This window comes from Rhodococcus ruitaii (genome assembly GCF_055230935.1).
Map to the genome: position 1 here is coordinate 82,023 of NZ_JBUYWC010000001.1, position 15,653 is coordinate 97,675.

Consider the following 15,653-nt stretch of genomic DNA (forward strand, 5'->3'; position numbering starts at 1 on the left):
CGTCGCACCTGGCCCGCGGTCGGCGCAGTTCAGGCGGCGTGCGGGTGGGTGGTGCGCGGTGAGGAAGTGTCGAGGACGCCGCGATCATCGGCGATGACGAGACGGGCGGCGCCGCGATCGAGCAGCTCGCGGATCAGGACCGCAGCCTCGGCGCCCTTCTCGGCGTCGACGTGGCTGAGGTCGATCGTGATCGCGTGACCCGTCAGATCGTCGGGCAGATCTTTCGGTATCTCGCCGGTAGCGGTGAGTCGGAATTTCATGGTGTTCTCCTGTCGGAAGGGAAAGAAAAAGGCACCCGGGGCGAAGTGCCCGGGTGCCCGAGAGGCGAGTCGACGAGGACTCTATTCTCGGGGTTGCCGCGGGGCTACGTGGAAGTCGAAGAACGCGAACGGTACGGAACAGCGCTTGCCGAACTGATACTTGCGATGCATCGGACCGTACCTTTCTCGTGTACTCCAGTGGGTTAACGGAAAACCATACACTATTGACGCGAAAGCGACATTCTAGATTCCCCGCCGGGTGGCGGGCGCCCCGCTCAGAGGGACTTGAGCCACTTCTCGAAACCGCTGGTGAACTCCTGTGAGTACGGCAGGTCGGCCACGTAGTCGGAACCGGTGGACTGCTGGTCGCCGATGTCCTTGAGGACGTGGTTGGTGCGCTGCATGCGCAGTGACGTCAACCGAGTGTGCACCAGCGCGGAGTCGAGCGCGTCGACGTCGTCGACGCGGACCTGGATGTCCTTCGACGAGACGGTCGTGAGGACGGGCAGGCTGCCGGCTACCTGCGCGGCGAGCATCCGCGGGTCGAGGGCGTCTTCTTCGGCAAGCGCCTTCGCGTTGCCCGAGACGAGGCCCGCGTTGCGCAGCGGCTCGGGCAGGTTGTCGCTCAGGGTGCCGTCTGCGCGCAGTGATTCGACCGCACCTGCGAGCGCGACCCGCAGTTCGTCGGCGACCTGGACGGCCAGCTGCCGCGCGGACACCACGGCGTCGAGCTGGGCGTCGATCTGGGCGGTGAGCAGGTCGAGCAGGCGCACGGCGAGCGGCTCGAGGAGACCGATGCCCTTGATGTCGACGCGCTTGATGTCGATGCTGTCGCCGTCGTTCCCCAGCGCTCCTCCGGTGCGCTGGGTGCGGGGGTTGTCCTGGGCGAGCGACAGCGCGATCAGCGCGCCCTCGCTGTGACCGATGACGTACACCCGCTCGGAATCGACGCCACGTTGCCGCGCGAGAAAGGCTAGTGCGTCGGCGGCTGCGTCGATGAAAGTGGAGAACCCGAGATCGGCGACGTCCTCGACGTCGTAGGGCCCGAGGCCGGTGGTGCCGCTGCCGAGCTTGTCGTAGCGCAGGCTCGCGAACCCGTTGTCTTCGAGCACATCGGCGAGATGACGCAAGGTACCGATCGAGCCCGGCAGCAGTGCACTGTCGCCGTTGCGATCGGTGGGGCCGCTGCCCGCGAGCAACAGCACTGCCGGTACCGCTCCCTTGATCGAGACAGGGATGCGCATGCTGCCGTGCAGGGTCACATCGCCGCTGGAAAAGGTGATCTCGGTGTCCGACATGCTCATGTGTCTATCAGAAGCGGGTGACATCGAGAGAACTCAGGCCGTTCGCGCCGGCGTGCACTCGCCGATGGGATGCCGAAACGGCGAGACGGTCGTACCTTTGGTGGGGTGACGTCACCCACACCCCGCCCATCCACCCTCGGTGAGCTGCGCGCGTCCGGACACGTGCAGCGTTCTGTCAAGGACGAGATCAGACAGAACCTGCTCGCAGCGCTGCGCGACAGCGCCGATCCATGGCCCGGCATCGTCGGATTCGACGAGACGGTCGTCCCGCAACTCGAGCGGGCACTGCTCGCCGGCCACGACGTGGTGCTCCTCGGCGAACGAGGCCAGGGCAAGACGAGGCTCCTCCGCACCTTGCCGCTGCTGCTCGACGAATGGACACCCGTGATCGCCGGGTCCGAGCTCGGCGAACACCCGTATGAGCCGATCACACCTGCGTCGATCCGGCGCGCGGTCGAACTCGGCGACGACCTGCCCGTCGCGTGGCGGCATCGCAGCGAACGTTACGCGGAGAAGCTGGCGACCCCGGATACCTCTGTCGCCGACCTCGTGGGCGACGTCGACCCCGTCAAGGTGGCGGAGGGTCGCAGCCTCGGCGACCCCGACACCATCCACTTCGGTCTCGTACCGCGCTCGCACCGCGGCATCGTTGCCGTCAACGAGCTTCCCGACCTCGCCGAACGCATCCAGGTGTCGCTGCTGAACGTGATGGAGGAACGCGACATCCAGGTGCGCGGATACACCATCAGGTTGCCGCTGGACGTACTGCTCGTCGCGAGCGCCAACCCGGAGGACTACACGAACCGCGGGCGGATCATCACTCCGCTCAAGGACCGTTTCGGCGCCGAGATCCGTACGCACTATCCGATGGAACTCGACGACGAGATCGCGGTGATCAGGCAGGAAGCCCAACTTCAGGCCCGCGTTCCCGGATTCCTGCTCGAGATCCTCGCGCGGTTCACCCGATTGCTGCGGGACTCGACGTCGATCGATCAGCGGTCCGGTGTGTCGGCGCGGTTCGCTGTTGCGGGAGCCGAGACCGTCGCCGCCGCGGCCGTGCGCCGCGGCGCGGTGCTGGGGGAGGACGACCCGGTGGCACGCCCGGTCGATCTCGGCACGGTCGTCGAGGTGCTGCGCGGCAAGGTCGAATTCGAGTCGGGGGAGGAAGGGCGAGAGTTCGAAGTACTCGACCACCTGTTACGTCGCGCGACCGCCGAGACTGCCCGTGCCCGGCTGGCCGGCATCGATCTCGCGCCGCTCGTCTCGGCCATCGAACAGGGCGAGCCCGTGGTGACGGGTGAGCGAATCACTGCGAAGGCGTTGCTCGACGAGCTGCCCGAACTGCCAGTGCTCGACGACGTCGCTGACCGTCTCGGTGCGAGCGACCCGGGATCGCGCGCGTCCGCGATCGAACTCGCACTCGAGGGGCTCTACCTGGCGCGGCGCATCGCCAAGGACACCGGTGACGACGGTGCGGCGGTGTACTCCTGATGAGTCGGGCGGCTCGGTACGGCCCCTATCACGGTGGTGATCCACTCGCCCCGCCCGTGGATCTGCGCGACGCGCTCGCCTCGATCGGCGACGATGTCCTCGCTGGTAGTTCCCCGCGACAGGCGTTGCGTGAGCTGCTGCGACGCGGGCAGGGTGCCATGCGAGGGCTGGACAAGCTTGCGGCGCAGGCGAACCGGCGTAAGCGTGAGCTGCTCGACCGCACCAACCTCGACGGCACTCTGCGGGAGGTGCGCGAACTGCTCGACAAGGCCGTTCTCGAAGAACGGAAGACGCTCGCGCGCGCACTCGACGACGATGCGCGCTTCTCGGAGATGCGCATGGAAGAACTGCCGAGTTCCACGGCGCAGGCCGTGCAGGAGTTGGCCGACTACGACTGGCGGAGCACCCAGGCGCGCGAGGACTACGAGAAGATCCGCGACCTGCTGGGCAGGGAGATGCTCGATCAGCGGTTCGCGGGCATGAAGCAGGCGCTCGAAGGCGCGACCGACGAAGACCGGCAGCGCATTGCCGAGATGCTCTCGGACCTCAACGATCTGCTCGACAAGCACTCGCGCGGTGAGGACACCCCGGAGGACTTCGAGCAGTTCATGGCCGAGCACGGCGACTTCTTCCCGGAGAATCCGCACAACGTCGAGGAGCTGCTCGACTCCCTCGCGCAGCGTGCCGCGGCGGCGCAGCGACTGCGCAATTCGCTGACGCAGGAACAGCGCGACGAACTCGATGCGCTGGCCCAGCAGGCATTCGGCTCCCCGGACCTGATGGCACAACTGGACCGGCTCGACGGCAATCTGCGCTCGGCCCGACCCGGCGAGGACTGGACGGGGTCGCAGCGGTTCCGCGGCGACGAGGGCATGGGTCTCGGGGAGGGGACCGGTGCGCTGCAGGAGATCTCCGAACTCGACCAGCTCGCCGAGCAGCTGTCGCAGCAGTACGCGGGGGCGTCGCTCGACGACATCGATCTCGATGCACTCGAACGGCATCTCGGTCCGGAGGCCGCCGCCGATGCGCGGACCCTCGCCGAATTGGAGAAGGAACTGCGGAAGCAGGGATTCTTCGATCGTGGTGCCGACGGGCAGTGGCGTCTGTCGCCGAAGGCCATGCGGCAACTCGGGCAGCATGCGCTGCGCGATGTGATGAACCGGATCTCGTCGCGGGGCGGGCAACGGGAGACGCGGCGCGCGGGGGCGATGGGCGAACCGACCGGAGCGGCCCGGCCGTGGGAGTTCGGCGACACCGAACCGTGGGATGTGGTGCGCACGCTGACCAATGCGACGCTCCGCGACCCCGGTGTGCCCGTGCGGATGGCGGTGTCGGACGTCGAAGTGATCGAGACGGAACAGCGTGCGCAGGCTGCGGTCGCTCTTCTCGTCGATACCTCGTTCTCGATGGTCATGGACGGGCGGTGGGTGCCGATGAAGCGCACCGCGCTTGCGTTGAATCACCTGGTGTCGACTCGTTTTCGGGGCGATGCGCTACAGCTCATCGCGTTCGGTCGGCATGCGCGGGTGGTGACGGCGCCCGAACTTGCGGGGTTGGACGGCGTCTACGAGCAGGGCACCAACCTGCATCACGCGCTGCTGCTCGCCGGCAGGCATCTACGACGTCATCCAAATGCGCAGCCGGTGGTGCTCGTCGTCACCGACGGCGAACCGACCGCGCACTTGGAACCGGACGGGTATGCGGCGTTCGACTATCCGCCCAGTGCGCGGACGCTCGGACTCACCGTCCGTGAACTCGACCATCTCGCGAAGATCGATGCGCAGGTGACGATCTTTCGGCTCGGCGACGATCCCGGACTCGCACGGATCGTCGACCGCATGGCGCGCCGTGTGGGTGGGCGGGTGGTGGCGCCGGATCTCGACGGTCTCGGTGCCGCTGTGGTGGGCAACTACGTACGGATGCGGCGCCGCCGCTGACCGAGTGCAGTCGTCGCGGGGCAGGCGGTCAGTATGATGCGCGCCCACCGCTGGCGTCGTACACGGCGCCGGTGGAGAAGCTCAGTGCCTCCGAGGACAACCAGGCGACGAGCTCGGCGATTTCCTCGGGTCGGCCCATCCGGCCCATCGGGGTCAGGCTTTGTGACCGGGCGAGGATCGCCGGGTCGGTATCGGCGTTCATGGGGCTCTCCACGGCCGCCGGCGCGACGACATTGACGAGAACGCCCGTCGTGGCGATCTCCTTGCCGAGAGACTTCGTCAGTGCGATCACGGCGGCCTTCGACGCCGAATATGCGCTCTGGGTGGGGTTTCCGTCCTTGGCAGCGATGCTGGCCAGGTTCACGATCCGTCCCCATCCGGATTCGATCATGCCGGGGACGAACGAGCGGCACATCAGGAAGGTGCCGTCGACGTTGACGCGGAACGTGCGCTGCCAGGCGGCGTAGTCGACGTCGGTCACAGGCGCGGACGGGCCGACGATGCCGGCGCTGTTGACGAGGATGTCCACCCTGCCCACGCGCGCCCGCAGTCCGTCGACGGAGCTGGGGTCGGTGACGTCGAGATGCTCGTCCGCGCCGGGCGCGATGTCGGCGGTGACGACCTGCACGCCGGCGTCGGCGAGGCGTTGTGCGCATGCCGCGCCGATTCCGCTGGCGCCTCCGGTGACGAGCGCGGTCGCGGCTGTGGGATAGGTGATCATCTCAGGTCTCCTCGGGGGACTATGTGCGGACCGAGCGCGATCTATGTACGAATCCGGCATAATTATCGTCGCGGTTGTGTGCGGAATCAATATACGGCTGCGCAGTCGGTCGTCAATATCTCGAGGAAGGTCACCGATGGAGATCCGGTGGATACAGGCGTTCGTGGCGGTCGCCGAAGAACTGCACTTCGGCCGCGCGGCCCAGCGTTTGCAGATGGCCCAGTCGCCGCTGAGCCAGACCGTGCGCAAGCTGGAGAAGGACCTCGGGGTGTCGCTGTTCGAGCGCAACACCCGCAGCGTCGCGCTCACGGCGAGCGGTCACGCGTTCCTCCCGCACGCCTACCACATCCTCGAAAGCGTCGAGACCGCACACCACGCTGCGCAGGCCTCCGTCGGCGGTGTCTACGGCCAGATCAAGATCGGGTTCACGGGGGTGCTCAACCATCTGTCGCTGCCTCCGCTCACGCGTGCGCTGCGGCAGCGCTATCCGAACATCGAGCTGGTCCTCGTCGGCCGGATTATGAGCCGGGAGGCAGTGTCGCAGCTGGAGAGCGGCGCGTTGGACCTCGGTTTCGTCGGTCTGCCGGTGCAGTCGACCGCGGTGAGTACCCGGCTGATCCGGCGTGAACCGCTCGGTGCGGTGCTGCCGATCGACCATCCGCTCGCGCACGAGACGGAGATCGAGTTGAGCGCGCTCGCGGACGACGGGTTCATCACCACGCCCTTCACCGCCGGATCGTCGCTGCAGGAACTGGCGATGCGTGCCTGCCTCGACGCAGGTTTCCGTCCGCGCGTGGTCCAGGAGATCACGGACCCCTACATGATCCTGATGCTCGTCTCGACGGGCGTGGGTGTCGCGCTCATGACGTCGGGCATCGCCCCGATCATCCCGCCCGGCACGGTGTTCGTTCCCCTTGCGGGCGAGCCGGTGTACATGCAGCACGGACTGGGCTGGTCGCCCAAGCGGATGACGCCGGCCATGGAGGTGGCACTGCGTGTCGTGGAAGACATCTTCCCCGATACCAATTAAGATACTTTCAGTCTTTATAAATGACTTTTTCAGTGTTGGACGACGCATAGTCGCGTGTGTCATCGTCTTTTCGTCCCGGCGAGTGTGAGGTCCGTCTCAGAAGCGGAGCTCTCGGTGTTCGTCGGAATCTGGGACGAAAGGACACTTCATGACGAACAGTCACGCTGTTGCGCCGACCGGCGGCGACAACACGAACGCTCGCAGGGCGGCCATCTCGGGCTTCCTGGGCAGCACGCTCGAGTACTACGACTTCTTCATCTACGGCTCGGCCGCCGCGCTGGTCTTCGGGCACATCTTCTTCCCCGGCGAGGGAGCGACGGCGACCCTGCTGTCGATCGGTACGCTCGGCGTCGCCTACGTGGCCCGCCCACTCGGCGCTGTGCTCTGGGGCCACTGGGGCGACAGATTCGGCAGGCGCAACGCGCTTCTGGCCTGTCTGCTCATGATGGGCATCTCGACCTTCGTCATCGGCTGCATGCCCACGTACGACCAGATCGGTATGGCCGCGCCGGTCATCCTGGTGCTGCTGCGCCTGCTGCAGGGCCTGTCGGCGGGCGGTGAATCACCCGGTTCGGCCTCGCTCACGCTCGAGCACGCACCCGAACGCAGGCGGGCGTTCTTCACGTCGTTCACCATGAGCGGCATCATGTTCGGCATCGTCATCTCGAGCCTCGTGTTCATCCCCGTCGCATCACTGCCCGACGAGGCGCTCTTCTCGTGGGGCTGGCGGATCCCGTTCTGGGCCAGCATCGTCGTCACCGTCGTCGCGATCTGGCTGCGGCGCAAGCTCGACGAGCCCGAGGTGTTCGAGGAGATGCAGGAGAGTGGCGAGACCGCGTCTCTGCCGGTCGTGGAGATGTTCCGCTCGCACTGGCGCTCCGTGATCCGGGTGAGCCTCAGCTCCACCTTCGCGATGATCAACACCATCGTCAACGTCTTCGCCCTCGCCTACGCCGTGGACGTGCACGGCATGGAACGCTCGTCGATCCTGTGGGCGATTGCCGCCGCCAACTTCGTCGCCGTGCTCACCCAGCCGCTCTTCGGGATCGTCGCCGACCGCATCGGCCGCAAGCCGGTGTTCGTGTTCGGCGCGGTCGGTGCCGGCGGCATGGTCTTCGCCTTCTTCCACGCCATCGGCACCGGCAGTGTCCCCATGGTGTTCGCGACCGGCATCATCATGATCGGCGTCTTCTACGCGATGCCCAACGGCATCTACCCCGCGTACTTCCCCGAGCAGTTCCCCGCCAAGGTCCGCTACACCGGTATGGCCGTCAGCCTCATGCTCGGACTGCTCGTCGCCGGATTCACCCCTGCGATCGCGCAGATGCTCTCCGCCGGCGACACCGCCAACTGGGTTCCCGTCGCCATCATGTGCCTGGCCTTCGCCCTCTTGTCCGCTGTCGCAACCCTGACCGGCCCGGAAACCTTCCGCACCCCCACCGCGGAACTCGGCGAGTCACGCACTCGGACGACGGCACCAGCCCAGGCCTACGCCCGCGTCGACGCCTGACCGATCGACCCGCCTCGGCGCTCACCCGAGCGCCGAGGCACCACCGAGTAGGAGAACATCGTGTCCACCACTGCCGCACACCGCATCGGGCTCGTCGGCGCCGGAATCGCGTCGTCGCTGTCACCGGCACTGCACGAACACGAGGCCGCCGAACTGGGCGTCCCCGGCTATCGCTACGACCTTCTCGACCTCGACGTCGCGAACGTGCCGGTCGCGGACACCGCCGAGTACGTCCGATCCGCGGTGCGCGGCGGCTACACGGGTCTGAACATCACCCACCCGTGTAAGCAGCTCGTCATCCCCACCCTCGACGAGATGTCCGACAACGCACGCCTGCTCGGGGCCGTGAACACCGTCGTTGTCCGCGACGGTCGGCTGATCGGCCACAACACCGACCACAGCGGGTTCCTCACCGCGCTGCAGCGCGGACTTCCCGGGGCGGACCTGGACACGGTGCTGCTCGTGGGTGCCGGGGGCGCGGGCTCGGCGGTCGCCTACGCGCTCGGCGGCGCCGGGGCGAAGGACCTGCGCGTCGCCGACGTCGACCCCGACCGCGCCGCGGATGTGTGCTCCCGCGTCTCGGACGCCTTCCCCGTCCGGGCGACACCGCTCGCGGTCGCGGACATCCCGGTCGCGCTGCCGGAGTGCCGGGGCGTCGTCAACGCCACCCCGATCGGCATGACCGGTCACCCCGGCACCCCGTTCGACACCGCCGCGCTGCGCCCCGACCTGTGGGTCGCCGACATCGTCTACCGGCCGTTGCGGACCGAGCTGATCGCTGCGGCGATCCGTACCGGATGCGACGTGCTCGACGGCGGACAGATGCTGGTGGCGCAGGCCGCCGATACCTTCGCGCTGCTGACCGGGGTCACCCCCGACCCCGAACGCATGCGCGGTCACCTCGACGAACTGATCGAGGACAGCCTCACCAAGGAGATTCGATGAATACCCCCGCGTTCGCCCGGCCCCTCGACCTGGGCCCGGTGCGTCTGCGCAACCGATTCGTGTCGGCACCGATGGAACGCAACTACTGCGCCGCGGACGGCACCATGACCGACGAGTACATCGCCTACCTCGAACGGCGCGCCGCCGGCGGAGCGGCCCTCGTCTTCACCGAGGCCAGCTATGTGCGTGCCGACGGCAAGGGCCGCATCCGGCAGATGGGCGTCGACGACGACGACCGCATCCCCGGCATCGCGCGCCTCGCCGATGCCGTGCACGCCCACGGCGCGCTCCTCGGTGTCGAACTCAACCACGGTGGTCGCACCGCGCAGGGCGTCGTCAGCGGATTCGTGCCCGTGGCTCCCACCCCGATCCCCTGCATGGTCGTCGGCGGCGAATTGCCCGAACAGCTCGATGACGACGACATCGAGCACATCATCGAATGCTTCGGTGAGGCCGCGGCACGCTGCGAGAAAGCCGGCGTCGACGTCATCTCCCTGCACGGCGGGCACGGCTACCTCATCCACCAGTTCCTCTCACCCGCCTACAACAAGCGCGACGACAGGTGGGCCGACCCCACTCTGTTCGTCAACCGCGTCATCGAGGCCGTCCGCACCATGGCGCCCGGTGTGGCACTGGGCATTCGCTTCTCGGCGTTCGAGGGTATCGATGGCGGTCTCGACCCCGCCGCGACCCGTGCCCGCATCGACGCCATCGACACCGATCGCCTCGACTTCCTCGACGTGTCCGCCGGCAACTACGAGGCCGGTCAGTGGATCATCCAGCCGGGGGAGTGGCCCCGCGGCCTGCTCGCCCCCTACTCCGAGCAGTACACCCGCGACTTCGACATCCCGGTAGGTGTCGCCGGCCGCATCAGCACCCCCGAGTCCGCCGAGGAGATCATCGCTTCCGGCCAGGCTGATTTCGTGTCCATGGCCCGCACCCTGCACGCCGACCCGGAGTTCCCGAACCGTGCGATCGCCGGCACCCGCTACCGCCCGTGCATCGCCTGCAACTACTGCATCGACAGCCTCGCCGCCGGCGCGGTGCCGTGCTCGGTGAACCCTTGGGTCGGGCGCGAACTCGACCAGCCCACCGCACCCGCCGACGTGTCGGCACGGGTCGCGGTGATCGGTGGCGGGCCGGCCGGTCTGTCGGTGGCACGTGAACTTGCCGTCGCCGGCCATCAGGTGGATGTCTACGACGAACGTGACAGCCTCGGAGGAGATTTCGCGCTCGCATCCGATCTCCACGAGTACCCGGAATATCGACGGATCGTGGACTGGTACCTCGCCGAACTCGCCGAGCTTCCGGTGACTTGCCACACCGGCGTGACCGTGGACGCCCAGACGCTCGCAGCGCTCGATTTCGACGCGATCGTGCTCGCCACCGGCGGACGCGGCCCTGCCCTCGACGTGCCCGGCCTGGATTCCCGCCGCGTCCGCGACGTGCGGGAGTTCCTGCGCTCCGGTGATCCGGCCCCCGAGGCGATCACCGTCTTCGGCGCCGACCGCGAGGCCGCTGCTGTCGCCGACGATCTGCTGCAGCGCGGCACGGCCGTCGTCATGATCGGCCCGCAGGAGACGATCGCTCACGACGTGGGACGCCGCGCCAAGATCGTCCTACTGCCGCGCCTGGCCGCCGCGGACGACTTCACCGCGCACCTGTCGTCGACCATCGCTCGCATCGAGACCGACCGGGTGGTGATCTCCACGAACGGTGCACAGCGCACCGTCGACGCACCGGGCGAACTGCTCGTCTCGCAGGGCATCGAACCCCGCGCCGACCTGCTCGCCGACCTGCGGCGCTTCGCCCCGCGGCTCGGTGTGTACAGCGTGGGTGACGCGAGCGGCGACGGCGGATCCATTCACGCCGCGAACGTCACCGCCGCCGATGTGGCCGTCCGCATCACCGCCGAGGCAGCCCACGCTGCCACCATCCGCATGGAGGTTTCTGCATGACCACCGACACCACCCCGGTCACGACGCGCGATGTCGTGCGCGCAACGCTGCCTCCGGTCGGTCTGGGGACCTGGCCGCTCATCGGGGACGATGCCACCCGCGCCGTGCTCGCCGGGATCGACGCCGGATACCGGCTGATCGATACCGCCACCGTCTACGAGAACGAGGATGCCGTCGGTGCCGCTCTCGCCACCTGCGGAGTGCCCCGCGACGAGCTGTTCGTCACCACGAAGCTTCGCGGCAGCGACCACGTGTCCGGCGACATCCGCGGCGCGGTCGAGCGCAGCCTCACCCGTCTGCGCCTCGACTACCTCGACCTGTTCCTCATTCACTGGCCGCTGCCGCGACTTGACAAGTACTCGGCGGCGTTCGAGTCGATGCTCGAGTGGCGCGAGGCCGGGCTGATCCGGTTCGTGGGTGTCTCGAACTTCCTCGAACACCACCTGCGCCGCGTCATCGACGACACCGGAGAAGCGCCCGCCGTCAACCAGATCCAGATGGACCCCACCCTGGCGCGCGTGCCAGTGCGTCGCGCACACGACGAGCTCGGGGTGTTCACCCAGTCGTGGAGCCCGCTCGGTCGCGGCGACACCCTCGCCGACCCGGTGGTCACCGGGATCGCCGAGCGGCTCGGGCACACACCCGCGCAGGTCATCCTCGCGTGGCACCGCGCGCACGGCGTGGTTCCGGTCGCGCGGTCGGCGAACCCGCAGCGGCAGGCGGAGAACCTGGCTGCGACGGAGGTGCGGCTCGGCGCCGCCGACATCGCGGCGCTCGATGCCCTCGATCGCGGTGAGAGCGCCGCACGCGACGTCGAACGGGAGGAGCACTTCTGATGCTGCATGTGGGAATCGTCGGGTGCGGGCGTATCGCTGGCAACCACGCCCGGGCTCTGCAGAACAGTCCCGGAGTCGAGGTGATCGGCTGCTGCGACGCCGACCTCGACCGGGCTCGCGCGTTCGCCGCGGAATTCGGCCTGCCGCATGCGGTGTCGTTCACGGCCGAGCTGTTCGCGCTCGGTCTGGACGCGTGCACGGTGTGCACGCCGCACCCGGTGCACGAGGAGATCGTCGTCGCCGCGGCGGAGGTGGGCATCCACGTGCTGTGCGAGAAACCCGTCGCCGGGACCGTCGCGGCGGCGGACCGCATGATCGAGGCCACCGACCGGGCCGGTGTCACGCTCGGGGTGCTGTTCCAGCGACGATTCTGGCCGGCGGCGCGCCGCATCAAGGCGGCGATCGACGACGGCCGGATCGGGCAGCCCGTGCTCGGGGAGGCGTCGGTGCTGCTGCACCGACCGTCCACCTACTATTCGGCCGACCCGTGGCGCGGCCGGTGGGACACCGACGGTGGTGGCGTGCTCATGACGCAGGCCGTGCACCAGATCGACATGCTGCAGTGGTTCATGGGTGAACCCGTCCGGGTCACCGGGGTCATCGGCACCCGCTTCCACGGCGACCACATCGAAACCGAGGACGCCGCCTCCGCCGTCGTGACGTTCGCGTCCGGGGGATCGGCGACGATCACCGCCACCACCGGCGCCAACCACAACCTCGGCAACCGCGTCACCGTCATCGGCTCCACCGGGGCGGTCGCGAGCGTCCTCGAGTTCCCGGAGGGCCGCGAGGGCGTCAACGAACTGTGGACCGTCCCGGGTGAATTGGAGTTCCGCTCCCCTTATGACCCGGCGGTGCACGCCAACCTCGACGTCGGCGCCGTCAACGCCGGCCTCACCGATTTCCACACCCTGCAGGTGCAGGACTTCGCTGACGCCGTGCGCACCGGTCGACCGCCGGCCGTGACCGGGCGCGACGCCCGCACCTCCCTCGCCGTCGTCGAAGCCGTCTACGAGTCGGCCCGCACCGGCCGGCCCGTCGACCTCGCACCCACACCCGTACTCGCATCCGAGGAGCAGTGATGAATCCCGCTACATCCACCGACAACTACGACGTCGTCGTCGTCGGCTCCGGCGCCGGTGGCCTGGCCACCGCGGTCGCCGCGGCCCACGGTGGTGCGTCCGTGCTGGTGGTCGAGAAGGCCGGCGTGTGCGGTGGTGCCACCGCGTGGTCGGGTGGCTGGATCTGGGCTCCCCGCAACCTGTTCGCGCACGCCGACGGTGTCGATGAGCCGCGCGAGCTGCCCCGCACCTACCTGGAGCACCGGCTCGGCGACAACTTCGACGCCGCCAAGGTCGACGCCCTGCTCGACGGTGCTCCCGAGATGGTCGAGTTCTTCGAGAAGAAGACCGCATTGCAGTTCGTGCCCGGCGCCGGCATCGCCGACATCCACGGCAACACCCCCGGTGCCGGAACCGGGCATCGTTCCGTCGGGCCCAAGCCGGTGAACCTGCGCAAGCTCGGCCCAGACGTGGCCGCGCTGCTGCGCAGGCAGCTGTACGAGACGTCGTTCCTCGGCATGGGCATCATGGCCGGACCGGATCTGATGGCGTTCCTGCACTCCACCCGGTCACCGAAGGCGTTCGTGCACTGTGCGCGGCGGGTGTTGACGCACATGTTCGACCTGGTCACCAAGCGTCGCGGTCAGCAGTTGGTGAACGGCACCGCACTCGTCGGCCGGTTGCTGCGTTCCGCGCTCGATGCCGGTGTCGAGATCCGGGTGAACACGTCGGCGACCGCCCTCGTCACCGACGAGAGCGGTGCAGTCACCGGGGTCCGCCTCGAGGGGCCGGACAGCGCGTACCCCGTCACCGCGCGCCGCGGTGTCGTACTCGCGACCGGCGGGTTCACCCACGACCTCGGCCGGGTGAAGGAACTGTTCCCGCGCACCCCCACGGGCCGGGAGCACTGGACGCTGACCCCGCCGACCACCACCGGTGACGGCATCACCCTCGGCGAGTCCGTCGGTGGCCGGCTCGACCGGTCCGGCGCGTCCCCGGTCGCGTACTGCCCGGTGTCGCTGGTGAAGTACCGCAACGGCAAGGAGGGTGTATTCCCGCACATCATGGACCGCGGCAAGCCCGGTGTGATCGGTGTGCTCGCCGACGGCCACCGGTTCGTCAACGAGGCGCTCGGCTACCACGACTACACGCTCGGCATGATGAAGAAGGTCCCGGAAGGGCAGGAGGTGTGCTCCTGGCTGATCGCCGATGCCCGCTACCTGCGGTACCTGCCGCTCGGGTTCGCGAAGCCGCTGCCGATTCCGCTGTTCCCGTACGTCAAGTCCGGATATCTGTCCAAGGGCGCGACGATCCGCGAGCTCGCCGAGAAGATCGGTGTCGACCCGGACGGGCTGGAGAAGAGCGTCAGCGCCTTCAACGAGGGTGCGCGCGAGGGTGTGGACCCCGAATTCGACCGGGGCACAACACCGTTCACGCAGCGTTCCGGTGACGCCGCGAATCCGTGGCCGAACCCGTCGCTCGCGCCGCTGGAGAAGGGTCCGTACTACGCCGTGAAGGTGGTGCCGGGCAGCTTCGGTACCTTCGCCGGCCTGGTCACCGACGCCCGCTCGCAGGTGCTGGACGCGAAGGACCAGCCCATCGGTGGCCTCTACGCCGTCGGTGTCGACCAGTCGTCCGTCATGGGTGGGCACTACCCGTCCGGCGGAATCAACATAGGCCCGGCCATGACCTTCGGCTTCCTCGCCGGACGCCGGCTCGCCTCGAACGGAGGAGACAAGTGATGAGCGCACCCCTGGGCCTGGCTGCCCTCACCGTTCTCGACACCGCGCCGATGCAGCACGTCGAGCTCGCCGAACAGCACGGATTCGACACCATCGGTCTGCGGCTGTTCCCGGCTGCGCCGGGCACCACCGCGTACCCACTGCACGAGGACCCGGCCGCACTCGACGCGCTGATCCGTCGGCTCGACGATTCGCCGGTCGAGGTGTTCGATCTCGAGATCGTCCGCATCGGTGCGGATTTCGATGCCGCCGCGTATGTGCCGATGCTCGAAGTGGGTGCGCGACTGGGCGCCCGCGCCGTGCTCGTCGGTGGTGACGACCCCGACCGTCGTCGACTGACCGACTCGTACGCCGCGCTCGCGCAGTTGTGCGCGCAGTACGGGATTGTCGCGAGCCTCGAGTTCATGCCGTGGACGGCCGTACCCGACGCGAGGGCCGCGATCGAGATCGTGTCGCAGGCCGATGGCCCGGCGCGCAGCATTCTGGTCGACGCGCTGCACGTAGGACGGTCCACGACGTCCCTCGACGACCTGGCCGCGATCCCACGCGAGTGGCTTCACTATGCGCAGATGTGCGACGGATCGTTGCCCGTCCCGATCGACGATGCCGAGCTGATCCGGCACGCCCGGGAGGAGCGGCTCGTCCCGGGAACGGGCGGTATCGATCTGCCTGCGATCTGGGCGACGCTGCCCGAAGATCTTCCGGTGAGCATCGAGCTGCCCAATGAGCCGCTTCGTCGTGAAGCGGGTACCGGGCCGTGGCTCGATCGGCTGGTGGCTGCGACGAAGGACGTACTCACCACTGACGTGGCCCGTGCGCGCTTGTAGTAGCGCCGACTACCAATAGCGCGCACGGGCA

General features: G+C 68.3%; 13 protein-coding genes. 10 read left to right on the top strand and 3 right to left on the bottom strand.

What is annotated here, in order from left to right:
- Positions 1–29: 29 nt before the first annotated feature.
- Complete coding sequence (locus ACZI8W_RS00400; protein ID WP_463366500.1) at positions 30–260, bottom strand: hypothetical protein; 231 nt, start codon at positions 258–260, stop codon at positions 30–32.
- 275 nt (positions 261–535) lie between these two features.
- Positions 536–1,558 carry an alpha/beta hydrolase gene (locus ACZI8W_RS00405; RefSeq protein WP_463366501.1) on the bottom strand — a complete coding sequence of 341 codons (1,023 nt, stop codon included), beginning with the start codon at positions 1,556–1,558 and terminating at the stop codon, positions 536–538.
- Between the two features lie 111 nt (positions 1,559–1,669).
- Between ACZI8W_RS00405 and ACZI8W_RS00410 the strand changes: the two genes are divergently transcribed.
- Positions 1,670–3,055 (top strand): sigma 54-interacting transcriptional regulator, encoded by a 1,386-nt coding sequence (locus ACZI8W_RS00410; RefSeq protein ID WP_463366502.1) that lies wholly within the window; start codon positions 1,670–1,672, stop codon positions 3,053–3,055.
- Positions 3,055–4,992, top strand: a complete 1,938-nt coding sequence (locus ACZI8W_RS00415) for a vWA domain-containing protein (protein ID WP_463366503.1) — start codon at positions 3,055–3,057, stop codon at positions 4,990–4,992. The genes ACZI8W_RS00410 and ACZI8W_RS00415 overlap by 1 nt, the downstream gene beginning before the upstream one ends.
- A 28-nt stretch (positions 4,993–5,020) precedes the next feature.
- Here ACZI8W_RS00415 and ACZI8W_RS00420 read toward each other — a convergent pair whose 3' ends face one another.
- Positions 5,021–5,713, bottom strand: a complete 693-nt coding sequence (locus tag ACZI8W_RS00420; RefSeq protein WP_463366504.1) for an SDR family NAD(P)-dependent oxidoreductase — start codon at positions 5,711–5,713, stop codon at positions 5,021–5,023.
- A gap of 136 nt (positions 5,714–5,849) precedes the next feature.
- Between ACZI8W_RS00420 and ACZI8W_RS00425 the strand changes: the two genes are divergently transcribed.
- The 8 genes from ACZI8W_RS00425 (at position 5,850) to ACZI8W_RS00460 (ending at position 15,622) form a co-directional block, all read left to right on the top strand.
- Positions 5,850–6,743 carry a LysR family transcriptional regulator gene (locus ACZI8W_RS00425; protein WP_463366505.1) on the top strand — a complete coding sequence of 298 codons (894 nt, stop codon included), beginning with the start codon at positions 5,850–5,852 and terminating at the stop codon, positions 6,741–6,743.
- A gap of 148 nt (positions 6,744–6,891) precedes the next feature.
- Complete coding sequence (locus tag ACZI8W_RS00430; RefSeq protein ID WP_463366506.1) at positions 6,892–8,253, top strand: MFS transporter; 1,362 nt, start codon at positions 6,892–6,894, stop codon at positions 8,251–8,253.
- Positions 8,254–8,310: 57 nt separating this feature from the next.
- Positions 8,311–9,198, top strand: a complete 888-nt coding sequence (locus ACZI8W_RS00435; protein WP_463366612.1) for a shikimate dehydrogenase — start codon at positions 8,311–8,313, stop codon at positions 9,196–9,198.
- Positions 9,195–11,156 (top strand): oxidoreductase, encoded by a 1,962-nt coding sequence (locus ACZI8W_RS00440; protein WP_463366507.1) that lies wholly within the window; start codon positions 9,195–9,197, stop codon positions 11,154–11,156. Before ACZI8W_RS00435 ends, ACZI8W_RS00440 begins: the two co-directional genes overlap by 4 nt.
- Positions 11,153–11,992 carry an aldo/keto reductase gene (locus tag ACZI8W_RS00445; RefSeq protein ID WP_463366508.1) on the top strand — a complete coding sequence of 280 codons (840 nt, stop codon included), beginning with the start codon at positions 11,153–11,155 and terminating at the stop codon, positions 11,990–11,992. The genes ACZI8W_RS00440 and ACZI8W_RS00445 overlap by 4 nt, the downstream gene beginning before the upstream one ends.
- A complete protein-coding gene (locus ACZI8W_RS00450) occupies positions 11,989–13,074 on the top strand; it encodes a Gfo/Idh/MocA family protein (RefSeq protein WP_463366613.1) in 1,086 nt (361 codons plus the stop codon). Before ACZI8W_RS00445 ends, ACZI8W_RS00450 begins: the two co-directional genes overlap by 4 nt.
- On the top strand, positions 13,074–14,795 hold the full coding sequence (locus ACZI8W_RS00455; RefSeq protein WP_463366509.1) for an FAD-dependent oxidoreductase: 1,722 nt from the start codon (positions 13,074–13,076) through the stop codon (positions 14,793–14,795). Before ACZI8W_RS00450 ends, ACZI8W_RS00455 begins: the two co-directional genes overlap by 1 nt.
- Positions 14,795–15,622, top strand: coding sequence for a sugar phosphate isomerase/epimerase family protein (locus ACZI8W_RS00460; RefSeq protein ID WP_463366510.1), 828 nt, complete (start codon positions 14,795–14,797; stop codon positions 15,620–15,622). Before ACZI8W_RS00455 ends, ACZI8W_RS00460 begins: the two co-directional genes overlap by 1 nt.
- The last annotated feature ends 31 nt before the right edge of the window (positions 15,623–15,653 follow it).